General features: G+C 50.8%; 23 protein-coding genes. 9 read left to right on the top strand and 14 right to left on the bottom strand.

What is annotated here, in order from left to right; all coding sequences use genetic code 11:
- Window positions 1–29: 29 nt before the first annotated feature.
- Genes AJ81_RS05505 through AJ81_RS05485 form a run of 5 tightly spaced genes read left to right on the top strand, consistent with a single transcriptional unit; the run spans window position 30 to window position 5934 of the window.
- A complete protein-coding gene (locus AJ81_RS05505) occupies window positions 30–2066 on the top strand; it encodes an HD domain-containing phosphohydrolase (RefSeq protein WP_051368707.1) in 2037 nt (678 codons plus the stop codon).
- Complete coding sequence (gene kal, locus AJ81_RS05500) at window positions 2063–2464, top strand: 3-aminobutyryl-CoA ammonia lyase (RefSeq protein WP_031505186.1); 402 nt, start codon at window positions 2063–2065, stop codon at window positions 2462–2464. The genes AJ81_RS05505 and kal overlap by 4 nt, the downstream gene beginning before the upstream one ends.
- Window positions 2452–3279, top strand: coding sequence for a 3-keto-5-aminohexanoate cleavage enzyme (gene kce / locus AJ81_RS05495; RefSeq protein ID WP_031505187.1), 828 nt, complete (start codon window positions 2452–2454; stop codon window positions 3277–3279). The genes kal and kce overlap by 13 nt, the downstream gene beginning before the upstream one ends.
- Complete coding sequence (guaA, locus tag AJ81_RS05490; protein WP_031505188.1) at window positions 3276–4790, top strand: glutamine-hydrolyzing GMP synthase; 1515 nt, start codon at window positions 3276–3278, stop codon at window positions 4788–4790. Before kce ends, guaA begins: the two co-directional genes overlap by 4 nt.
- 1 nt (window position 4791) lies before the next feature.
- Entirely contained in the window at window positions 4792–5934 is a 1143-nt protein-coding gene (locus AJ81_RS05485) for an MFS transporter (RefSeq protein WP_257008775.1), read from the top strand.
- Here AJ81_RS05485 and AJ81_RS05480 read toward each other — a convergent pair.
- The 14 genes from AJ81_RS05480 to AJ81_RS05415 all read right to left on the bottom strand — a co-directional run bounded on the left by AJ81_RS05480 (window position 5925) and on the right by AJ81_RS05415 (window position 21570).
- Window positions 5925–6311 carry a hypothetical protein gene (locus AJ81_RS05480; RefSeq protein ID WP_031505190.1) on the bottom strand — a complete coding sequence of 129 codons (387 nt, stop codon included), beginning with the start codon at window positions 6309–6311 and terminating at the stop codon, window positions 5925–5927. The genes AJ81_RS05485 and AJ81_RS05480 overlap by 10 nt on opposite strands.
- A gap of 3 nt (window positions 6312–6314) precedes the next feature.
- Window positions 6315–6998, bottom strand: coding sequence for a 16S rRNA (uracil(1498)-N(3))-methyltransferase (locus AJ81_RS05475; RefSeq protein ID WP_031505191.1), 684 nt, complete (start codon window positions 6996–6998; stop codon window positions 6315–6317).
- The gene (serS, locus tag AJ81_RS05470) at window positions 6999–8273 is read right to left on the bottom strand and encodes a serine--tRNA ligase (protein WP_031505192.1); all 1275 of its coding nucleotides are present in this window, start codon (window positions 8271–8273) and stop codon (window positions 6999–7001) included. It abuts the gene before it with no gap.
- Window positions 8274–8279: 6 nt separating this feature from the next.
- Window positions 8280–8900, bottom strand: coding sequence for an LPS export ABC transporter periplasmic protein LptC (lptC, locus tag AJ81_RS05465; RefSeq protein ID WP_096325206.1), 621 nt, complete (start codon window positions 8898–8900; stop codon window positions 8280–8282).
- Window positions 8901–8906: 6 nt separating this feature from the next.
- Window positions 8907–10058 (bottom strand): coiled-coil domain-containing protein, encoded by a 1152-nt coding sequence (locus AJ81_RS05460; protein ID WP_031505194.1) that lies wholly within the window; start codon window positions 10056–10058, stop codon window positions 8907–8909.
- A 1-nt stretch (window position 10059) separates the two neighbouring features.
- Window positions 10060–11469 (bottom strand): PEGA domain-containing protein, encoded by a 1410-nt coding sequence (locus AJ81_RS05455; protein ID WP_031505195.1) that lies wholly within the window; start codon window positions 11467–11469, stop codon window positions 10060–10062.
- The gene (locus AJ81_RS05450; protein WP_031505196.1) at window positions 11454–11879 is read right to left on the bottom strand and encodes a MarR family winged helix-turn-helix transcriptional regulator; all 426 of its coding nucleotides are present in this window, start codon (window positions 11877–11879) and stop codon (window positions 11454–11456) included. Before AJ81_RS05450 ends, AJ81_RS05455 begins: the two co-directional genes overlap by 16 nt.
- Entirely contained in the window at window positions 11876–12514 is a 639-nt protein-coding gene (rsmI, locus tag AJ81_RS05445; protein WP_051368950.1) for a 16S rRNA (cytidine(1402)-2'-O)-methyltransferase, read from the bottom strand. The genes AJ81_RS05450 and rsmI overlap by 4 nt, the downstream gene beginning before the upstream one ends.
- Before the next feature lie 26 nt (window positions 12515–12540).
- Window positions 12541–13278 carry a lipoate--protein ligase family protein gene (locus AJ81_RS05440; RefSeq protein WP_031505198.1) on the bottom strand — a complete coding sequence of 246 codons (738 nt, stop codon included), beginning with the start codon at window positions 13276–13278 and terminating at the stop codon, window positions 12541–12543.
- A 9-nt stretch (window positions 13279–13287) separates the two neighbouring features.
- A complete protein-coding gene (rsmG, locus tag AJ81_RS05435) occupies window positions 13288–13986 on the bottom strand; it encodes a 16S rRNA (guanine(527)-N(7))-methyltransferase RsmG (protein ID WP_031505199.1) in 699 nt (232 codons plus the stop codon).
- A 75-nt stretch (window positions 13987–14061) separates the two neighbouring features.
- Window positions 14062–18174, bottom strand: coding sequence for a PolC-type DNA polymerase III (locus AJ81_RS05430; RefSeq protein ID WP_031505200.1), 4113 nt, complete (start codon window positions 18172–18174; stop codon window positions 14062–14064).
- Window positions 18171–18662 (bottom strand): crossover junction endodeoxyribonuclease RuvC, encoded by a 492-nt coding sequence (gene ruvC / locus AJ81_RS05425; protein WP_031505201.1) that lies wholly within the window; start codon window positions 18660–18662, stop codon window positions 18171–18173. Before ruvC ends, AJ81_RS05430 begins: the two co-directional genes overlap by 4 nt.
- Window positions 18663–18763: 101 nt before the next feature.
- Window positions 18764–20575: a translation elongation factor 4 gene (gene lepA / locus AJ81_RS05420; RefSeq protein WP_031505202.1), complete on the bottom strand. Its 1812-nt coding sequence runs from the start codon at window positions 20573–20575 to the stop codon at window positions 18764–18766.
- 2 nt (window positions 20576–20577) lie between these two features.
- Window positions 20578–21570 (bottom strand): P1 family peptidase, encoded by a 993-nt coding sequence (locus AJ81_RS05415; RefSeq protein WP_031505203.1) that lies wholly within the window; start codon window positions 21568–21570, stop codon window positions 20578–20580.
- A gap of 128 nt (window positions 21571–21698) precedes the next feature.
- Between AJ81_RS05415 and AJ81_RS10805 the strand changes: the two genes are divergently transcribed.
- The 4 genes from AJ81_RS10805 to AJ81_RS05405 all read left to right on the top strand — a co-directional run bounded on the left by AJ81_RS10805 (window position 21699) and on the right by AJ81_RS05405 (window position 22988).
- On the top strand, window positions 21699–21851 hold the full coding sequence (locus AJ81_RS10805; RefSeq protein ID WP_154655781.1) for a hypothetical protein: 153 nt from the start codon (window positions 21699–21701) through the stop codon (window positions 21849–21851).
- 15 nt (window positions 21852–21866) lie between these two features.
- On the top strand, window positions 21867–22019 hold the full coding sequence (locus AJ81_RS10800) for a hypothetical protein (protein ID WP_154655782.1): 153 nt from the start codon (window positions 21867–21869) through the stop codon (window positions 22017–22019).
- A gap of 246 nt (window positions 22020–22265) precedes the next feature.
- Complete coding sequence (locus tag AJ81_RS05410) at window positions 22266–22661, top strand: hypothetical protein (RefSeq protein WP_031505204.1); 396 nt, start codon at window positions 22266–22268, stop codon at window positions 22659–22661.
- 15 nt (window positions 22662–22676) lie between these two features.
- Window positions 22677–22988, top strand: coding sequence for a hypothetical protein (locus tag AJ81_RS05405; RefSeq protein WP_031505205.1), 312 nt, complete (start codon window positions 22677–22679; stop codon window positions 22986–22988).
- Window positions 22989–23108: the final 120 nt, after the last annotated feature.

Raw genomic sequence — 23108 nt, 5'->3', positions numbered from 1 at the left:
CGAACTCGTCAAAGTCAGGGGGAAGGCTCGTGAGGAAGCTAATAACTTTGTTTTGTCTGTTGTTGGTAACGATCTGTCTTTCTCAGCAAGTCAAGTTCGTCAGCGGTGATTTCTATCCACCTTTCATCTACAGAAACGAGCGCGGAGAAGTGGTGGGCATCTCCGTAGACATACTGAGAGCGATCGAGAAGGTTTCCGAACTGAGGTTCGACGTTGAACTTCTTCCGTTTTCAGAAGCCTTGCGCTTTGTTGAGAGTGGCCAAGCCGATATGATCAATTTGATCTTTAAAACCCCTGAGAGAGAAAGAGTGTTCTTGTTCTCAAAGCCGATTCTGAGAATCCAAAGCTTGGTGTGGGTGAGAAAGGATCTGAAGGTGAAAGATTTCAAAGACCTCACGGCGTTCGTGGTGGGGGTTGTCGAAGGCGATGCGAACGAAGCGTTGCTCAGAGCGAAGAATCCCTCGATCGTGTTCAGAAGATTCGCTGATCTCGATCAGCTCGTTCAAGCCGTCGAAAGAGGAGAGATCGATGTCTTTCTCATGGAAGATTTGACGGCAAGTTATTATCTGATAAAACACGATCTGTACCATCTTTTTGAAAGTCTTCCTCCAATCTCCGTCGAGTGGGCGTACTTCGCGTTTACAAAGTTGAAGCCACAGCTCGCGGAACAGTTCAACGCGGCTTTGGATCGCTTGCCGAGAGGAGAAATCGATAGGGTCATCAACCTCTTTGTGAAACCGAAATTTTTCTTTCCCATCTGGTTGCGTTGGTTGATACTCTCTGGATCTTTGGCGACTTTTCTGTTCTTCGTTGTCTTACTTCTCATCAACAAACGTCTCGCGCGTTTGGTGGAACAGCGCACCGAGGAGTTGAAAAAGAAGCACGAAGAACTTCAAACTTCTTATGAAGAACTCGATGCGATGAACCAGGAACTCAGGGCGAACAACGAAGAACTCGAAGCGATGAACCAAGAGTTGGAAAATCTCAACAAGATGCTCGAGGAAAAGACGGAACAAGCTGAGCGTTTTCAGATGGCTTTTCAGGACGTTCTGGATTTGACGAACAAACTGACTTACGAAACTCTGCAAGAAAAGGAGTTCCTTTTGCAGATCTTGACAGTTTTCAAGAGCTACTTGCCGAAGCAAGATTTCGCTGGTGTCATTCTAAGATCGAGTCAACCTGGTAGGATCACTTTTATAACGAGCAATAGAGAGCCTGTGGTTCGAAGAATTGAAGTGCTTCACGACTTTGGTTCGGCACGAAGCCAAGATGAGCTTTTGAGGATCATTGGCCAAGTTTGTGATGAAAAAGATCTAACTGGCTTAGAATTCGTTCCGATACGTTCTCAAGAGGTCACTCATGGTGTACTTTTCTATAAAACCGAAGCTTTGAGCGCGGTCGAGAGACAGTACATTGACAAATTCTCAAACTTCTTGGCCACGTTGCTTTCTCTAAGAAGCTATGTGAGAGAACAAGGATTGTTCCAAAGGAGGCTTTTGAGTGTCGTCGTCAAGGCGCTCGAGTACTACGACTACTACACCAGGGGACATTCTGAAAACGTCGCACGCTACGCCACACTCTTTGCAGAAAAGCTCGGACTCGATCGTAACACGATCAGGCGATTGTTTTGGGTTGGCATGGTGCACGATGTGGGCAAGATCTTCGTGCCACAGCACATCCTGAACAAGAACGGATTTCTCACGAGTGAAGAGTACGAGCTGGTCAAGATACATCCTCTGAAGAGTTTCGAGTTGCTCAACGAAGCTGGATTGGAAGACATAGCACGGATCGCGAGGCATCATCATGAGCGTTACGACGGCAAAGGCTATCCTGATGGATTGTCTGGCGAAAACATTCCGTTCGAATCGAGGATCTTGAGTATCGCGGACGCCTTCGATGCGATGACCACCGACAGACCTTACAAGAGGGGTATGGACCTGACAAATGCCATCGTTGAGATCGAACGCCACAGTGGCACTCAGTTCGATCCGTACTTGGCGAAGAGGTTCGTGGAATTCCTTAAGGAAGGTACTGAAATTTTCGTCAAGAGAGGTGGTTCTCAATGAAAGCGATGTTGAGGTTGAGAGTGAGTGAGCACGATGCGCACTACGCCGGTGGATTGGTCGACGGTGCCAAGATACTGCAACTCATGGGCGATGTGGCTACAGAACTTTTGATCAGACACGACGGTGACGAAGGTTTGTTGAGGGCGTACGAGACCGTCGAGTTCTTGAAACCCGTCTTCGCAGGAGATTTTCTCGAAGTTTATGGTGAAATCGTCGAGGTTGGCAACACCTCCAGAAAGATGAAGTTCGAGGTGTACAAAGTGATCAGCAACGCGCAGATTCCAGAACAACCTTCCGCTTGCGACGTGCTCGATCCACCCGTGCTCGTCGCGAAGGCCGTCGCAGTCTGCGTGGTCCCCAAGGACAAACAGAGGAGGTCACAAGGATGGAAAAGTTGATCATAACCGTCGCCGTTTGTGGCGCTGAGGTCACGAGGAAAGACACCCCTTACATCCCGATCAGCCCAGAAGAAATCGCTCAGCAAACCTACGAAGCTTACCTCGCGGGTGCATCCATAGTTCATCTGCATGTGAGAGACGAAAACGGCAATCCAACACAGGACCCGCAGATTTTCAAAAGAACGGTTCAATTGATAAGACAAAAGTGTCCCGACATCATCGTGCAGGTTTCCACCGGTGGGGCTGTGTGGATGACTCCGGAAGAGAGGCTCCAATCGCTCGAGGCCGATCCGGACATGGCCACGCTCACCACGGGCACGGTGAACTTCGGAAACGACGTGTTCTTCAACAGCATGCCTATGATAGAAAAGTTCGCCTTGGCCATGAAAGAGAAGGGTATCATGCCGGAGTTCGAGTGCTTCGATCTGGGACACATAAACAACGCCCTGACTTTGGTGAAGAAGAATCTGGTTCAAGGGCATCTTCACTTCGATTTCGTCATGGGAGTTCCGGGCGGTATAGCGGCGAACGCGAGAAATCTGGTCACGATGGTGGACAGCCTTCCTCCCGGTGCGACGTGGTCTGTGGCTGGGATAGGTAGACACGAGTTCGCCATGGCTGCTCTGGCAATCGTCATGGGAGGACACGTGAGAGTTGGCATGGAGGACAACATCTACATAGAGAAGGGTGTGCTTGCGAAGTCGAACGCCGAGCTGGTCCAAAAGGTCGTGAGGTTGGCCAGAGAACTCGGCAGGCCGATCGCCACGCCGAAAGAGGCCAGAGAAATTCTACAGCTCGGGGAGAGAAGAAAATGAAGGTTCTCATACTCGACTACGGCTCACAGTACACACAGCTCATCGCGCGTGTCGTGAGGGAACTTGGTTATTACAGCCAAGTGGTCCAGCCCGACGAAGATGTGGACGTCTCGGACATCGGTGCCTTGATCCTTTCGGGTGGACCTGCGAGCGTGTACGAGCCAAACGCGCCGAGACTTCCAAGTTGGTTCGAAGCCTACAAGGGAAAAGTGCTCGGAATATGCTACGGCATGCAGCTTCTCGCGCACGAGATGGGTGGAAAGGTCGAACCTGGAGAGCTCGCAGAGTACGGTAGAACGGAGATCGTGATCGTTGAAGATGATCCCATCTTCGAGAACGTTCCCAGGGAAAGTACCGTTTGGATGAGCCATTCAGACGTCGTGAAAGTTCTACCGAAGGGCTTTAAGGTCACGGCCCATTCGAAGAACGGAATGATAGTGTCTGCGAGCGATCGTGAAAGATTTTGGCTTTTGCAGTTCCATCCAGAGGTTCGCCACACACAGTTTGGAAGACAGATGCTGCAGAACTTTCTGAGCAGGATATGCGGTTTGAAACCGAACTGGAACTTGGAAGATTTCATCACACAAAAGATCGAAGAACTCAGAAAAGAATTGAGCGGTAAGAAGGTGATCGCCGCGCTCTCGGGTGGTGTGGATTCTTCAGTCGCGTGCGTCTTGGTGCACAGGGCGATCGGTACAAATCTGCGTTGCGTGTTCGTCGATCATGGCCTGTTGAGAAAGAACGAACCAGAAGAAGTGATGGATGTTTTCAAGAACATGCTGCAGTTGAACGTTGTGAAGATAGACGCGCGCGAGAGATTTTTGAGCAAACTGAAGGGTGTGGACGATCCAGAGAAGAAGAGGAAGATCATCGGAGAGGAGTTCATAAGAGTCTTCGAGCAAGAAGCGAAGAGTTACGGTGCGACGCACCTGGTTCAGGGCACGATCTATTCGGATGTGATAGAGAGTGCAAAGTCTGGCAAGAAAACGGCGGCGATAAAGAGCCATCACAACGTTGGAGGACTTCCAGAGAAGATGGATCTGAAGATAGTCGAGCCATTGAGGAACTTGTTCAAAGACGAAGTCAGGATCGTCGGAGAAATGCTCGGTATACCCAGGAGCGTGATCCACAGACAACCCTTCCCAGGCCCAGGTCTGGCTGTGCGCGTGATCGGGCCGGTGGACGAAGAGAAACTCGACATCCTCAGAGAGGCAGACTACATACTGATCGAAACGCTCAGAGAAACAGGATGGTACGAAAAGATCTGGCAAGCCTTCGCCGTACTTTTGCCGGTGAGGTCCGTGGGAGTGAGGGGAGATAGAAGGGCCTACGATTACGTGTTGGCGATAAGGTGTGTCGACAGCGTCGAGGGCATGACGGCCGATTGGTCGAAGATTCCACACGACGTGTTAGACTTGATATCGCGCAGGATTCTGAACGGCGTCAAAGGAGTCGGGAGGGTAGTGTACGACATCAGCTCAAAGCCACCGGCGACCATCGAGTGGGAATAGGCTGAGTCTCTATTTTGCTTCCTTCATAAAGAGTTTCAGCTTTCTGAATTTCGACATGTTGCTTCAGCTCAGGATGAGGGAGTTGTCGATAGACCTCTTCTCCATAAGTTTCCTCTCGACGATCACGAGCGCGGTTGGAAGCCTCGCAACTCCCTTTTGGGGAGCACTTAGCGACGAATCAAAGAGCAGAAAGAAAATCTTGTTGATAGCCATCTCGATCGCTCTCAGTTTCTTACCAGGTTACACCGTCGCGAAGCGGGCAGCACACTTCTTTTTCGTGGCTGCGATCTTCACTTTCTTTTCGAGCGCGTTCGACCCCATTTCGATGGCCATCTTCGTCGAGTCTTCGAAGATCAACAGCAACGTCGTTGTGAGCGTTGTCAACGCGGTGAACTCTTTTGGTATGGGTATGGGAAGGATCGTCATATCGCCGTTGTTGAATTTTCTTTCTGTGGTCCACGTGATGCTAATCTTGTTCTTCGTCGCACTGACGATGCTGTACTTCGTTCAGAAAACCGCGGTTGTACCACACCACAGGTACGAAATCCAAAGGACGAACCTTCAGAGAGTTTTCTCCGCGATAACTTCGAAGAGTGTTCTGAAGAAGAAGAACCTGTGGGCCATGTACCTCGGCTCGTTTTTGAGACAGCTGGGTATAGGCGGCACCTTCGCGCTGATAGCGGTCTACCTCGTTGAAGAGGTTGGCATGAAGAAGTCCGCGGCCATCCTGCTGGCCTCTGCCAATCCTTTCATGCAGGTGCCTTCACACTTCTTGGCAGCTTGGATGATGCAAAAAGTCCCGAGCAAGTACATCGCGGCCTTCGGGATGCTCGCATCCGGCGTTGGAGCACTGCTGTTCATACCAGCAGATTCAACGCTGACGGTCCTTCTGGCCTACGCGGTTTCGGGTCTTGGATTTGGAGCTTTCATCAACGGAGCGACGAACTTTGTCATAGAGAACGTGCCGACGAACAGACGGGCCGAGTTCCTCGGACTGTTGACTTCCGTCAGATCCTTCGGAAGCCTCTTTGGTCCACTGCTTGCGGGCTGGCTCGCAACCTTTTCCTTCTCGTTGGTCTTCATTGCGATGGGCTCGATCATGATCCTTGGTTCTATCCTGACGTTCGTTTACTGTCAGCGCTGATCGGGTCTTTCCTGCAGTCTGAACAAATCCGTCCTTTCGGTGTTGGACAGCAACGATTTTCTTCTGTGCGCAGCGTTCAAAGCCATCCTCTTGAGGATCGCGGGCAGATCGCTTTTGGTGAGCACTTCATTACCAAGGATCTGTTCCAACTGCGGAGAGAGTCTGTATCCGTCCTCGCTCTCAGGTTCAAAGACGATCTGGTCCGAATGGTCCTTTGTGATCGCTGGATTCACTCTGCTCAGGAATTTGATAGCGAATTCGATAAAAACGTCTCCCGTCTCTTCCGGTCTCTTCACGGCGGCGAGCCTTTCACGGTAGGCGCTCTCGAGTTCCTTTTCGAACTTCACGAAAGAGAGAACCTTTTCACCTCTCTTCACGGCTCATCCCTCCTCAAGAGGATCGTTCAGAAAGTACATCAGCCCCATGACGAGCAAGGCAGCTGTCTCGAACCTGAAGATCGTTTCTCCCAGACTGAACAGCGTGTACTTCGAACGCAGAACGTTCAACTCCACATCTGTGAAATCTCCTTCCGGACCGACGACGATGTTGTTGAAATACTTCGCACGAGAGATCGTCAGTGGTTCACCAGATCGATGGAGCACGAACGTTCTCGATGGTTCAACAGGAAGATCAAAATTGTCCAAGACCACAAGCTCTGGAAAATGGCATCTGGCACACTGTTTGGCCGCATTTCGGATCACGAGGTTCAGCTTGTCCAGCTTGTCGGCGTAAGATCTGCCCCTGTTTGGTTTGTAGATCAGCAGTCTCGCCATACCAAGTTCAACAGCCTTTTCCAAAAGCCATCTGAGTCTTTCCCAGCGCTGTGAAGCTATACACAACGTCAGCGGAAGTATCTTTTCCCTCTTCTCTTTAGACTCGACGACTCTAACGATCGATTCATCCTTGCCTATCTTCAGAACACGACAGCGATAGAGTTTTCCCTCTCCGTCCGTGACGAGTATCTCTTCATTTTCCTTGATTCTCACAACCTTCAAGTGCTGTGTCTCGTGCTCGTCGAGGACGATCTCTCCATCTTTCAACTTTCCGTAAAAAAGGTGGGGCAATCAGGGAATCACCTCGCAACCCAGATAAGGTTGCAAAGCTTTGGGAACATCTATTCTCCCATCGGGCCTCTGGTAGTTCTCCACGATCGCGACGAGCGTTCTTCCGATCGCCACGCCAGAACCGTTGAGCGTGTGAACGTAGTCGAGTTTGCCATCCCTTCTTCTGTAACGAATGTTTCCTCTCCTGGCTTGGAAATCCGCATCGTTGCTGCACGAAGATATCTCTTTGTAGGCGTTGTAAGATGGTAGCCAAACCTCCAGATCGTACGTCTTCGCAGCGCCGAAGCCCATGTCGCCCGTGCACAGCAAGACAACCCTGTAAGGTAGTTCCAATCTTCGTAGTACCTCTTCCGCGTGGTGAACGAGCGTTTCAAGGTCTTCGAAGGAACGCTGTGGAGTTGTCAGCCACACGAGCTCAACCTTGTCGAACTGGTGCTGTCTTATCATGCCACGCACATCTTTGCCGTAACTGCCCGCTTCTCTCCTGTAACAGGGTGTGTAAGCTGTGTAGAGGAGTGGAAGTTGTTTTTCTTCAAGGATTTCGTCCGCCCTGAGCGCCACCAATGGGACTTCGGCGGTGGGTATGAGGAACAGATCGTCCGAATCAATCCTGTACGCTTCCTCTTCGAACTTTGGAAGTTGCCCCGTGACGGTCATCGTGCTGCGCTTGACGAGGTGCGGCACCCAGACTTCGGTGTAACCGTGCTCCTTCGTGTGGAGATCGAGCATGAAATTGATCAGCGCGCGTTCGAGCCTTGCGAACGCCGAGTACATGATCGTGAAGCGCGAACCAGACAGTTTCGCGGCCCTGTCGAAATCCATCAACCCCAGCTGTGGACCAAGGTCCCAGTGTGGCTTCACTTCGAAATCGAACTTCCTCGGTTCACCCCATCTCCTGACCTCGACGTTGTGTGTTTCGTCCGGTCCGACTGGGACAGACTCGTGCGGAATGTTCGGCACGTAGAGCATGAGTCTGTCGAGTTTCTGTTTCACCTCGTCGAGTTCTTTTTCGATCGCGTCTATGCGCTCGCCTACGCCTTTTGCTTCCTCCATCAACTGCGTTGCTTCTTGTTCATCACCGCGCGCCTTCGCTTGCGCGACGCGTTTGGAAAGGTTGTTCCTCTGCGCCCTGAGTTGGTTCACTTCGTTGGTCAGTTGCCTCACTTTGGTGTCCAAAGAGACGATCTCATCCACGATGGCGGTGTCTTGGTTTCTGCTTTTCAGAGCGTTCTTCACTCTTTCTGGATCTTCCCTGAACAGACGTATGTCCAGCAAGCTCCATCACTCCTCCACAACGAGCTCCACCTTCGCGTTCGTCGCAGTCATCTCATCGTTCGCCGTTTTGATCTCCACCGCATCCGCCCACATCTTCAGGTTCTTTTCATGGTCCACGAGAACGACCGAACCGGTTAGTTTGATCAGGCCGAGCTTTCTATTGTAGAACAAACCGTTCGCAGAAGCCTCGATGTTGCCTTTGATCACACGGACAGGCTTGTCCGTTTGAAACACGTTTCCGTCCAGATCGATGGACAGTTTCTCGGCGAACAGCTGAACTTCATCGGAACTTTCCTCGTCTGTTATCTTTGCCTGAACGTTGCCCATCAACGTGCCCGTTTTGGTCTTCAAATCATACTTCAGGTTCGTTGCCGTCGCTTGACCGCTTTCGAACTCTATGAAGGTTGACGTTGCGTCGATCAATCTCCATTCGTTTTGCAACTTGGTCACGAGCATGGATTGACACAGAAGCGTCAACTTGTCTTCCTCGACGCGAACCTTCACGTTCCCCTCGTAGTAGGCCCTGTCTTTCTCCGGTTTGACGTAGTTCGACACGATGTGCACGGTCTTGGCAAAGCTCGTGATGAACAGACACAGAAGCAGGACGATCAAAAGATTTTTCTTCATCATCTCTCACTTTCCTCCCAAACCGAGGATGATCGCGAGCAATCCGATCGCGATCCCCGCAGCGCCCACTATGTAAGCCATGTTCAGGTTGGACTCCAAGCTCTTGTTTTTCGCCTCGAGCTCCTCTATCCTCCTCTGCAATCTCGACAAGTCCAGCGAGGCCAAGTTGCTTTCAAGATTCCTCAACTCTTGCTCTATCTTCGACGTTTTCTCGGCCAAGCCGTCGATCTGATCCTTCAGTTCCTGAATCTGTTGTTTCGATGCGAAGCTCTCGAGCGTGGTCAGTCTCTTTTGAAGATCCTGAATCTGAAGTTTCAGTCTGTTGGACTCTTCAATCCTGTCCGTCAGTTCCTTCTTTTGCAAAGCGAGCTCGTTCTGAAGGCTCTTGAGCGTGACGTTCAATCTATTTTCTGAGGACGATATCTTCTGATCGATCAAACTGGTGAACGCGGCAAACTCGTTCTTCGTCGAATCTTTGAGGCTTGCCAGTTCTGCGGACGTCTGGTCCAACTTCTTGGCGAGGGACTCCACAGAGCTCTTCAGTGCGGAAAGTTGTTGTGACAGGCTCAGAATCTGGTTCTTGATGCTTACCTGTTCGTTCAAAACATTGTTGAGGTCGCTCTGTTGTGCTTGCATCTGTTTGAACAGTTCCGAGTTCAACTTCTCAACGGCGTCGAGCCTTGCAGTCAATGCATCGATCTTGGCGAGCTGATTCTCTTGAGACTTGATGTAATCCAAGAGTTGTTTCTGAACTTGAGCGAAGAGTTCCTGTGAGAGCTTGTCCAGCTGACTCTGCAGATTCACCGTGGCGGTCTCGAGTTCCCTCAACCTTTGATCGTAAGTCCTGTAGGCCGCTTCGATACCAGACATTTTCGCGGAAACTTCCTTTTGAGTCTCCTCAAGGGCTGAGAATTTTTTCGAAAGCTCATCCAGTTGAAAGTTCTTGATCGTTCTGTATATGTACTGCGCAATATCGAACCGGGTGGTCAACAATCCTCCTCTGAAGTTACCGTTCTCATCCAGTTCCATGATCTTGTTTTCGACGACGAACGAAACGGGCGTGTAGATGTCCAAAACAGGAGAGACGTCCCTGATGTTCACCTGAGCGATCGACGAACATGCGATCAGAAAAACTACCAGTATGGTCATCCTCTTCACTTCAATCACCTCCCACTCTCACATGGCTCACCTTCGCTGGTTCGACGAGCACGTCCTTTTCCCAGCCCGTGACGCTCACCCTCAAAACGCTCGGTTTCACTGGATAGAATAACACAGGCGAAAGACCTACGAATTCCGAATTCACAAAACATTCCACAACGCTGTCGCTGAAGATGCACAGATAGCCCAGTTCTTCGGGAGAGAAACTGTAAAGTTTTCCAGCTTCGAACTCGATCGTTCTCTCTTTCTCGTTCATCTTGATGGTGTGAAATCCTTCAGGAAGATAGATCAACGACGGAGGCCTATAGATGATTCCTTCCACCGTGTAGAGTGTGTTTCTATCTCCCAAGGGCAAAACGGTAGCGACATCGAAGTTCGCTTCGATCTTTTTGTCTTCCGTGAGGTCCACCAGTCCCATCCACCGTTTTTCTCCCCAACGGGCTTCGACCAGATGGACCGTCTGGGCGAGTCGAACGCCGGTCGGGCCCCTTCCGACGCTCTTTCCATCGACGAAGATCACGGCTTCCTCCGGTACGACGATGTCGAGTTGAAAGACCCTCGGCTCGAGCGAAACGAACAGAAAGTTCTGACCCTGTTTGAGATCGAATTCGATCCGCTTCTCTTCGTAACCCATGCCCCTCACCAGAATCGTGTTCATGCCGACAGGAAGATCAACAAAGCTGGCAGGTTGTCTCTGTCTGAGACCTTCAACTTCCACTACCGCATGGGGAGGATTCGCCTGAACGAGCAGTTTTGCACTGGGTTCGAGAAAGAATTCGAAATGCTGAAGATCGTGGTCTGAAACGTGGATGGTTTGAAACAGTGACAGAAAGTCGGTTCTTTCCAACCTCACCTCGTGTTCACCGACCGTGAGTTTCAGATCGATTGGAGTTTCACCCACGAACGTTCCATCCACCCAGAGCTTCGCAGACGGTTTCGATGTTAGCCGCACGGTTGGAACGCTTGTAAGTTCGAAGTGCAGTTTCTCTCCCTCGCGTGCCTGTAAAGAAACGGACCTTCTGATTCTGCAGAATCCTTCTTTGTGCACCTCGATCTCGTATTCTTTCGGTTCCAGATCCACTTCGAGCGGGGTCTGACCCACCAGCTTTTTGTTGATCCACACCGAAGCACCGCTCGGTGTGGTGCTGATTTGCAAATTGGCAGACGCGATCAAAGCGACGAAGTAAGTTTTCTCTGGATCTTCCAGATAGACCGATCTGGTCAGATAACCAGGTTTGGCGAGCGTGAGCGTCGCGGGAAGGCTCACATCGATCTGCGCCACGCCGCTTCTGTCGGTCACGCCCAGCAAGACTGAACCGAGCCTCACCTCGACGTTCGGAACGTTGGTCACTAAGGTGACCGCAAAACAGAGTTGAGTGATGAGTAGAAACAGAATCAACGGCTTCTGCACTTTTCCATCTCTTCCTTGAGTTTTTCGAGCAGTTTGAGTAGCTCTCTGGATCTGTGCTCTCCAATGTTCTCAAGGACTTTTCCGATGAACTCGACTCGCCTTTCTATGACGCTGTCGATGATTTTCTTGCCCTTCTCGCTGATGGAGAGCATGTAAACTCTCTTGTCGATTCCTCGTTTTCTTTCCACGTAACCCGCGGTTTCCAGCCTCTTGGCGATCCCGCTCAGCGTGCTCTTCGCGATGCCCAAAGATTGACTCAGATCAACCATTTTCATTGGACCTCTGAAGTAAAGCCTTTGCAAAAGATCGAACTGTGCGGTCGTGATGGCATAATCCTTGAGCACGATTCTGCCTTCGACCTTAACGGTGAAGCAGATCTCTCTGAGCAGTTTTTCAACCTCTCTCTTCAAGATTCTTCCCTCCCCTTGAGGTTCAGAGCGACCGTTATCTCACCCTTGGTGTCTTTGAAAAGTTCCAACGCCTCGCTCACCTTGCCCCTGTACAGCTGTTGGAACATCTTCGTCATCTCTCTTCCAACGAAGATCTCACAGTCACCCAAGATCTCCAGCACATCCTTCAGTGTTGCCTGCATCCTGATCGCCGCTTCGAAGAACACCAGAACGAGTTTCTTTCCTTTCATCTCTCTCAAAAACTTTCTCCTCTTCTTGCCGCGAGGAAGAAAACCTGTAAAGAGCACGCGCGAAGTGTCGAACCCACAGAGCGCCATCGCACACGTGAGCGCACTCGGACCGGGCATCACATCGAGTTCGATACCTTTTCTCCAACAAGCGTCCACCAAATGCCCTCCCGGATCGGCCACCGACGGCATGCCCGAATCCGTCACTAAGCACACCTTTTTTCCCTCGCTGAGGAGCTTGAGGATCGAAGGTATACTTTTGGTCTGGTTGTGAACACCGTAGGACAGAATCTGTTTGTTCTCTATCCTGTAAAACTTGAGCAGTTTCAACGTTCTTCTCGTGTCCTCGGCCAAGATGACGTCCGCCTCTCTGAGCGCTTTGATTCCCCTTATGGTCATGTCTAACATGTTGCCTATCGGAGTACCGACGATCGTCAACTTACCGGGCAAGCGAACTGATCCTCCCTTTCGTAGACTCTGTTCAAAAGCTCACAGTTGAGCGTGAAATACTCGATGGGTCCAAAAAGTTCGCCGAAAGATTCGACCAACTTCTCTGAAAGATTTTCCAAAGACACGTCTTTCACTTCCTCCAGACCGATGAATTTGTCTTTCAAGCTGGCAGGGTCCAGGTTCAAGCATCTTGCGTACTCTTCAACGTGTGTTCTAAAAAGTATTGAACCATGTTCGAGTACGAAATCTTTCGTCCTCATCTGGGCGCTTCCCACCAATTTCTTTCCGTTCAGAGTGATCTCGTACATGGACGGCGATTCGAAACACGCAGGGCTCTTCGTGACCTGCCCCTTTCGTGGCTCTATTTCGACTGGCAGATCGAGTTTTCGCAACGCCGAGAAGATTCTTTCGCTGATCGTTCTGTGGAAATCTTCCAGGTTCTTCTTCGCAAGCTCGTGTGAACTCGGCACCATGAAAGCATAGGTGAGCTCGTCCCAGTGCAGCACCGCCCTGCCACCCGTCGGTCTGACGACGCACTCGATGCCCGCCTTTTCCATGTACTCTCTGTTCAACTCGATCCGTTTCTGGTGCTTTCCGAGCGAAATCGTGGGTCTTGCCCAGCTGTACAGCCTGAGCAAAGGTTGACTCGCCATCTCTGCTAAGACTACATCGATCGCCATGTTCGTCTTCGCAGGAAAGTTCCAAGTCTTCAAAAGAAACATGTCTTTCCCTCACAGTGGACGCTTCAAGATCTTCTTCGTTTCCCTCGGATAGGTTTTTTCCGTCGGTGCGAATTTTCTGAACTTCAAGAGCACCCTTCTTTCACCACCCGAGAGTCTGTACTCGACGCTTTCTTCGAGTTTAACTTTCAAAATCTCAGCAGCCCTTTTCGCCTGCGTCATCTCTTCAGGCCAGTTCGGTCCTTTGTAGAGAAGCAACAGCCCGTTGATCTTGCAGAACGGCGCGCAGAGTTCAAAAAGGATCCTCAAAGGTGCCACGGCGCGCGCCGTGACGTAATCGAAGCTTTCTCTGTAGCGATCGGCGAGGTTTTCTATCCTCTCACAGACCACCTCGACGTTTTTCAATCCGAGCTTTTCAATCGTGTTCGAAAGCCACACTGTTTTCTTTTTCGAGGAATCGACCAAGACACTCGTGATCGGATACACTATCGAGAGTACCACACCCGGAACTCCTCCACCGGTACCAACGTCCAGCAGTCTACCCTCGAGCCAACTGACAGGCAAGAGAACGTCGACAACGTGTTTGTGAACCGCAGATTCAAAATCTTCGATGCCCGACACATTGATGGGTGCATCGATGAGCAACAAAAGATAGCGAGCGATCAGCTCGATTTTCTGCTCGTTCATATCAATACCATAGCTCTTCAAAATTTCTCGAAGCTTTTCACAGTAAGCGTTTTCAACGTTCATCCGTTCAGCGAAGAGTTCACCGCACCAAACTGGGTGGATCTCTTCGTCCTCCTTGAAAACTATTGTACAGGTTTTTCAGAACAGGCTGATCTGCTCTTTCTCGGGCAGGCCCTCGAGCTCGACGTACTTTTTAAAGATGTCCAGGTGAGATTTGTTGAGCTTCGTTCTTTTCAATACGTCTTCGAGGGAACTGAAGGGTTTTTCGCTCCTCGCTCGAATTATGGACTCTGCAACACTGTCTCCAAGGTTCGGAAGCTTGTTGAAAGGTATGCGCAGTTTTTTCCCTTCGATGAGGAAGAGTCTCGCGTGGGATTTGTTTATGTTCGGTGGTAAGAAGGAAAAGCCACGTGCGAACATTTCGAGCATGACCTCGAGCGTGGTCTCCGCCGCCTTGTCCCGCACATCTTTTTCCCCAACATTGGAAAGTTCCGCGAGCTTCTTTTTGACCATTTCAGGTCCGTACAACGCCGCGTCGATGTCGAACTCTTCGCCTTTCAGCGTAAAGAAGGTCGCGTAGAAAGCGAGCGGATGGTGGACCTTGAAGTATGCGATCCTGAAGGCCATACTCACATAGGCAGCGGCGTGAGCCTTCGGAAAGAGATACTTTATACGTTTGCACGATTCGATGTACCACTCGGGTACATTCAATTCACGCATGAGCTTTTCGTCCTCTTCGCTCAAACCTTTACCTTTTCTGACGTTCTCCATTATCTTGAAGGCTTTCGATGCGTTCATGCCCATCTTTATCAGATAGTTCATGATGTCGTCCCTACAGGCGATGACCTGAGAGAGCGTGGCTTTGCCCTGTTCTATCCAATCTCGCGCGTTGTTGAGCCAAACGTCCGTACCGTGCGAAAGTCCCGAGATTCTCACAAGATCCGCAAAAGTCTTGGGCCTTGTCTCGGTCAGCATACCCCTGACGAACTGCGTTCCGAACTCTGGAATACCCAGAGTGCCCACGTCGGTCCTGTTGTCGAGATCCTGTGGTTTCACACCGAGTGGCTCGAGGCTCGAGAAGATCTTCAGCGTTTCCTCATCGTCCATCGGCACGCTCATCGGGTCTACGCCCGTCAGATCTTTGAGGATCTTGACGAACGTGGGATCATCGTGTCCGAGCGCATCTATCTTCACCAAATCGTCGTGGATGGATTCGTAATCGAAATGCGTTGTGAAAACCTTGGCTTCCTTCGTGTTCGCCGGATACTGAACGGGGGTGAAATCGTACACCTCGAACTCTTTCGGTATGATCATGAGTCCACCTGGGTGCTGGCCCGTGGTCCTCTTCACACCTGTGATGGCTGCAACGAGTCTTTCGACCTCGGCCTTTCTCACCTTTCTTCCAAGTTTCTCTTCGTACGCTCTCACGAAGCCGTAAGCCGTTCGTGCGGCTATGGTGTTTATCGTTCCTGCTCTGTAAACGTAATCTTTGCCGAAGAGTTCTTCAACGAACTTGTGCGCTTCTTCTTGATATTCTCCAGAGAAGTTCAAATCTATGTCTGGCACCTTGTCCCCCTCGAATCCCATGAAGGTCTCGAAGGGAATGTCTTGACCGTTGCGTTCCAGCAACCTTCCACACTTCGGACAGTTTTTCCTCGGCAGATCGAACCCAGAACCGTAGCGTCCAGACTCATTGAATTCGATGTAGTGACACTCCTTGCAGTAATAATGCGGCGGCAGGGGGTTCACTTCCGTTATACCCAGCAGGTGCGCGACGAGAGAAGAGCCAACCGAGCCTCGTGAGCCGACCACGTAACCATCCGAGAGGGACTTGTCGACCATCTTCTTCGCTATGAGATACAACACCGCGTAACCGTGGTTTATGATCGCGTTGAGCTCCTTATCGATCCTTTCTTGAATCGCTTTCGGCAACGGATCACCGTAGACTTCGACCGCCCTCTGCATGGTCAAGTTTCTTATCTGTTCCTCAGCCCCCTCGATCTTCGGAGTGTGGAGCTTTTTCTCGAGCGGCACGATGAAATCGATGCTTTCAGCGATCTGGTTTGTATGGTTAATCACCACTTCGCGCGCTTTCTGTTCGTCCTCGAGTATCTCCATGGCCGCTTCGATCATTTCTTCCGTCGTTCTCAGATAGGCCTTCGGCTGATCTGGAATCGTTTCGCTCTGTGGCGCCATGAGCACCTTTCTGATCTTTTCGTCCTCCGGGTCCAGAAAGTGCACATCCCCCGTCATCACGACTGGTATCTTCAGTTTCTCTCCGATCTCGCAGAGCCTCCTGTAGATCTGCTTGAGCTTCTCGCGCGAGATACCGAGCTCGTTGTACATCGGCACGAGATCCAGAGGCATGATCTCTATGAAGTCGTAGAAAGATGCGGTCTCTTCTATCTCTTCCTCATTCGCGCCGGCCAAGATCTCTTGCACCAGTTCTCCCGCAATGCATGCGCTTCCAATCAACAGGCCTGAACGCATGGTCTGAAGTTCACTTTTGGGTATGCGGGGCACGCTGTGGAAGTACTTCACATGCGCGTTTGAAACGAGCCTGTACAGGTTCTTCAAACCCTCTCTGTTTTGAACGAGGATCGTGGCGTGGAAGGGTTTGGATTGGGTGACGAGAGATTCCTTGTGCACCGATTCGACCTTTCTGAAACTCGTCACACCCTTCTCCTTGAGGATCTTCAAGAGCTCCACAAACACCTTGGCCGTCACCTTTGCGTCTTCGAGCGCCCTGTGGTGTTTGAAAGAGCCAACCTTGAAGTGAGAAACGAGCTTCTCGAGGTTGTAGCTCGAGAGTCGCACCAGTCTCTTCGCCAACGCCAAGGTGTCTATGACGGGTATGTTCCAATCGACGTCGCAGACTTTCTTGGCGTAGTGCCTTAAGAATCTGTAATCGAAGTTCGCGTTGTGGGCGACAAGAACGCTGTTTTCACAGAACTTCAGGAATTCTGGCAGGACCTCTTCTATACTCGGTTGGTCCTGAAGCATCTCGTCGGTGATGTTGGTGAATTGAACGGTGAAGGGATCGAGTTTCTCTTTAGGTTTCACGAGACTGTGGAACTCTTGAACGATCTCTCCGTTCTCGACAGCGACGGCACCGATCTCTATGATCTCGTTGAACATGGGATGGAGCCCCGTCGTCTCGAGGTCCACAACGACGTACCTGCTCGATTCCACGTCCACATCTTCACCGTTCAGAATGACGGGTTCCGCATCGTTCACAACGTACGCTTCTATACCGAAGATGGGCTTGATCCCATGAGTCTTGCACATCTCGAAGAACTGTGGAATACCCTGCACCACACCATGGTCGGTAAGCGCGATCGCTTTCCATCCCCACCTCGCGGCCGTCTTAACGTAGGCTTCTATGTCAAGCACGCTGTCCAGATCGCTGAACTTGCTGTGCGCGTGCAGTTCGACACGTTTCTGGTCCGATCTGTCCGTTCTTTCGTTATTTTCAAGCTTTTCGAACTCATCGACGTAGAGTGTCGGCTCGTTGTTCTCGTCGAATTTCAAAGTGCCCGAGAAAACGACGTGGTCCTGTTCCTGGATCTCGTTCAGAATTTTGTCCAAAACGCTGTTGGTCGCAACGCATAACAGCGAGTCTATCTTATCGGTTATGTACACCAGCAGGGTACGCTTTCTACCTTCCCTAAGGTCCATCTTGAAGACGGTACCCTCGACCCTGACCTTACCAGGTTCGGTCGGTAGATTCGACGGGCTGAAGAACTTCGATGTTTTTCTTCTCTTTTTGGGTTTTTCCTCGACCACCACGATGTGTTCTTCTTTCATGCTGTCCACAGGTGGTTGAATGACCTCTATCTCGATGGGTTTTTTGATATTCGTCAGGCTTTCTATCTTCTTACTCACGTCCTTCAGTTTTCCGTTGAGTCTTTCTCTTGCGAAGTCTCCCGTCACCTTAAGAACCACTCTGTCTTCGAAAACCAGCACGTCGTGCACGTATGGAAAACTTCCGTTCAGCTCTTTTCTGAGCTTTTCCAGTTCGATGTTTACCTTCGTGAACTGCAACGAAACGTGTGCGCCGAGTTCTCGAGACAGTCTTTCACAGAAGTCCGCCTGGCACGAAAACTCTCCGTCTATCCTAACGATCAAAGTGTTCGTGATCGCATCGTACACGACACCATGAACCGTGCGGGATTCTTCCAGATTTATTCCGAGCGATTCTGCAAGTTGCTTTAGATCAATCTTCAGTTCGTCGACGAACAGTCTTCTCATTGCTCGAACCTCCGCTCGAACATTCTTCTGTGCGCGTGACATATAGCGATTGCGAGCGCGTCGGCGGCGTCGTCCGGCCTCGGCTTTTCTTTCAGCCCCAGCAAGAGCGTGACCCACTTCTGAACATCGCCCTTGCTGGCCTTCCCGCTCCCTGTGACCGCCTTTTTCACCACGTGCGGCGTGTACTCGAAGATGGGAATATCGAGCTCCACCACTGCGAGCAACGACACGCCGCGAGCCTCTCCAACCGCAATGGCTGTGGTCACGTTCTTGTAAAAGAACAGCTGTTCCACGGCCACCTCATCGGGCGAATGGCTCTGAACGATTTTTTTGATCTGCTCATAGAGGCTTTTCAACCTCGACTGGATCGGCTCATCTTTCTCTGTGATGATGGCACCGTGGGCCACGTGGCAGAGCTTGTTCCCGAAGACTTCGATGACTCCGTAGCCGAACGTGCCAAACCCCGGGTCGAGCCCAAGTATTTTCAAAGGCGACACCCCAATCGGCGGGCAGTCAAAATTATATCCACAAAGAAGAGGGCATGTTTTGCCCTCAGTTTAAAAGTTGGGACACGATTCCAACAGGTTTCTCACTTTTCTTCCTGACCTATCTTCAGTATCGCGAGGAAGGCTTCCTGTGGAATACTCACCTGACCTATTTCTCTCAGTTTCTTCTTTCCCTCTTTCTGTTTTTCCAAAAGCTTCATCTTCCTCGTCACATCGCCACCGTAACATTTTGCGAGCACGTCTTTTCTTAGAGCCTTGATGTCCGCCCTCGCGATGATGCGGCCCGAAGCCTTCGCTTGAATGGGTATTTCGAACTGGTGCCTCGGTATGAGTTCTGCCAGCTTGTCCACCAGTTTTTTCGCGACCGTGTAGGCCTTGCTCTTGTGGACCAGCGTCGAAAGAGCATCCACAGGTTCTCTGTTTACCAAGATGGTGAGCTTGACGATCTCGGATTCCTCAAAGCCCATCATCTCGTAGTCCATGGAAGCGTAACCTCTACTCATCGCTTTCAGCTTGTCGAAGAAATCGCTGATGATTTCAGCGAGTGGTGCTTTGAAATACATGATGATCCTGTTCTTTCCCGCGTTCTCGGTGTGTTGCAGAGTGGCCCTTCTTTCGTTCTGCAGATGCGTCAGAATGTTTCCCATGTAATCTGTCGGTGTGATGATCGAAAGTTTCACGTAAGGTTCGTACACCTTCTCTATCTGATCCTCTTCCGGGAACTTCGCTGGATCGTTCACGATGATCGTTTCACCGTTTCTGAGAAGCACCTTGTACTCGACGTTCGGCGCGGTCATGATCACGCTAATTTCGAACTCGCGCTCGAGTCTTTCTCTCACCACGTCCATGTGCAGTAAACCGAGAAAACCGCACCTGAAACCGAAGCCCAAGGCGGGTGAAGTGGTCGGCTCGAAAGTGAGTGCCCAGTCATTCAGTTTGAGTTTTTCAAGCGATTTTTTCAACTCCTCGTAGTACTCGGGAAGTCCAGGGAACACGCTCGCGTACACCATGGGTTTGACGTCCCTGTAGCCTGGCAAGGGTTCGTCCGTGGGTGAGAGAGCGTTCGTAATCGTGTCGCCGACTTTCGCTTCGGAAACTTCCTTTATTCCAGCGATGACATAACCCACCTCACCCGGTCCCAAACTGTCCGTCGGAACCATGGTTGGGGTGAAGATTCCGATCTCCTCGACTTCGTATTTTTGGTTCGTCGACATGATCAGTATCTGGTCTTTCTTTTTGAGAACTCCGTCGAAGATGCGAACGTAAACGATGACGCCCCTGTACTTGTCGTACTTTGCGTCGAAGATGAGCGCTCTCAAAGGTTTGTTGGGATCACCCTTCGGCGGTCTGACCTGTTCTACGATCGCCCTCAAAACGTTTTCCACACCTTCACCCGTCTTGGCGCTCATTTTCAGCACGTCTTGTTTCGGCACTCCGAGCAGGTCCGCAACCTGTTGCAGACTCTCTTCAATGTTGGCGTTGGGAAGATCTATCTTGTTGAGCACGGGAACGATGTCGAGCTCGTTCTCGATGGCAAGATAACTGTGCGCCACGGTCTGCGCTTCTATTCCCTGCGAAGCGTCCACGATCAGCACGGCGCCTTCGCAGGCCGCCATGCTCCTGCTGACCTCGTACGAGAAATCGACGTGCCCCGGAGTGTCTATGATGTTTATCTCGTAATCCTGACCATCGTAGTTGTAGATCACCTTTACGGGCTGAGCCTTTATCGTGATGCCACGTTCCCTCTCGAGGTCCATCTGGTCCAAGAACTGCTCGTGCATCTTTCGTGGATCGACACTCTTGGTGAGCTCGAGTATCCTGTCGACGAACGTGGTCTTGCCGTGATCTATGTGAGCGATCGTACAGATGTTTCTTATGAACCTGGTGTCCTTCAAACCTATCTACCTCCGTTCAAAAGCCAGTCGATCGGCATCGCCTCCACTCTACCACAAAAACCATCCACGGTTTCGGCGCAGAAGAGCGCGTCACAGATCGCTTCGTAAACGCTTTCAACCGCAGCCCTGAAAAGTTCGTCGAAAAGTTCTTTCTCGTCGCGTACATGACCTTCTTTAGTTGAGAACGCTATACAAACATCTCCACTGCCATGATGACCCGCAGAACCCAGCATACCGAGTGCCAAGAAAGAATGTCTCGCGACACGTTTCAGTTGTCTTGAATCGAGTGGTACATCTGTGGCCAGAACGATCACGATCGAACCTTCACTCTTTTTCACCACACCACTTTTCACATGTTCACAAGCCCTCTTTCCCAGTATCGTGAGATCGTCAAAGCTACCGAAGTTGGCGAGTACGAGAGCTGAAAGAACGTGTCCGTCTTTGAGCTTTCTCGAGGCACTGCCTATACCACCTTTGAACCCAAAACTGACCATGCCCGTGCCCGTGCCCGCGCCCACAGAACCCAGTTCAAAAACTTCGCTCGCCTTCTCGTACGCTTCGACAACGTGCTCAGGCTTCACTGCGGGATAGAGTATGTCGTTCAGAAAACCGTCGTTGCACTCACCCACCACGGGATTGAGCGTTCTAAACTTTTTCTTAGTTTTCACCAGTTCAACGACACCTTGAAACGCGTACCCAACGCTCAAAGTGTTGGTGAGCACGATCGGTGTTTCGATCTGCCCGAGTTCTTCTATCTGCATCAGCCCAATCGATTTTCCAAACCCGTTCAGAACACTGCACGCCGCACTCAGAGGTTTTTCGAAGATCTCTTCGCTCGGCACTATGACTGTTACACCAGTTCGAACGATGGTCGGTTCGTTCGAAACTATCGTGACGTGACCGACGCGCACACCTTCCACGTCGCTCAAAAGGTTCCTCTCTCCAGGTTCGAGTTTTCCGAAAGTCAATCCAACGTCTCTGAAACGCGGTCGCACGTCTTTCCCTCCGTGATATTATAAAGCCTCTAAAGCCTCGATCGTGTGAGAATTGAGACTCCCCTTTAAAAAAAGTTGTCCAAAACGACGGGTCTGTCCCGTCATATCGTTGCAAGAAGGGATCGAGCATGGCTTTCGTTGGGATAGGAATGGTTATCGTTGCTGTGATTCTTTTTCTTATAGCGAGCATCTTTCTGGCGGATGCGTTTCTCGTCTTGACTGCGCTCGTCATACTTCTCATCGTCCTTGGGCTTTGGTATTTGAAAAAACGTCTGAAGTGAAACGGAGGTTGAAACATGGTCTATTCGCGAGCGCTGAAAGGTGTGATCACGGGGATAGTTTTCATAGTAACAGGTGCCACGACCGGATCTGCGGGCCTGGTGATCTTCGGCGTCGCTTTGATAATCCTCTCGATCGGGCTGGCGGTCTTCTTGAAGAAGGGGTTGTGATTTTACTTTCTTGCAAATTGAGAGTAATCTTCTCAGCGTAAATTCTCATCGCGTGCTCGCACCTTCCAAATCTCATCCTCCTCGATTCCTGTCCAAAATCCCACACCAACTTCGTCTCAATACAAGCTGGAACTCTTCGCCGGGGTCTTTGAAAACTCAATAGCCCCGGACCCCAAGACCTTCACCCACACGAGACTTTTGAAAACATCCCACGAATGCGCCGAACATCTCCAAGGAGGTGTTACGTTGCGCAAGGATCGTTACACCTTCAAACCGTTCACCCTCTTGACTGAACAAGAGCGCGAACTTCTCAGTTCGATCACACCCACGGTGAAACTTTTCGATGCGCAAATCTGGGAACAAAACCCACAAAAGTTCAATGTTCGATGCGAGCGATGCTACATCGAACCGCACATGGTCTTTTACACAGAAGATTGGTACCGCATCACGGGCTATGTGGTCTTCGAAGCCGAAGAAGATCGAACGCTGAGAATGATCGTGGAGGGTGAAAGCAAAGGACAAAGCCTTCTGCTGTGGTTCATCATGCCTGGTGAGCAGATCCAAACTTTGCTCGAACAAATTCCACCGTACACGGAAATCACGATCGTTCCTCAATTTCTCAAGTGGTACACCTACGTGTGAGGGGAGGTCGATAACTTGTTCGTGTTCTTCAAGGCTCTCAATGGTTACTACGACGCTCTGGGTTCCGTCGTGAGGATGTTCGAATCGATGCGGAAGGATCTGGAGAACTTCATCCAAATGGCAGAGCCTGAGGATCGCGAACGATACGAAGAAGCGTTGCTCGATCTGTCGATGAAGATGCAGAACACCTTCGCTGACGCGTACGCGATCGCTTTGGAGATCATGGACATCTTCCTAAAAGTGAACAAGGGCGGCGATCGAGGAAGTTGCCTCGTGGAGGAGCTGCCCAGCGCGCAGAGAACCCAACAGGAACTTTCGGAGAACTGAGATCTATTCTCCAACCTCGGGGTGGACACCAGTCCACCCTTTTTTCATTGACTTGAAAGTTCAGTCTTTGATACGACAACCATGGTGTGTTTGGACATGGTTCCACCGATATTCTTTTAC

Origin of the sequence: Pseudothermotoga hypogea DSM 11164 = NBRC 106472 (assembly GCF_000816145.1) — a bacterium.
Lineage (GTDB): Bacteria > Thermotogota > Thermotogae > Thermotogales > DSM-5069 > Pseudothermotoga_A > Pseudothermotoga_A hypogea.
The sequence above is the reverse complement of the archived record's forward strand: the minus strand, read 5'-3'. Positions and strand labels throughout refer to the sequence as shown.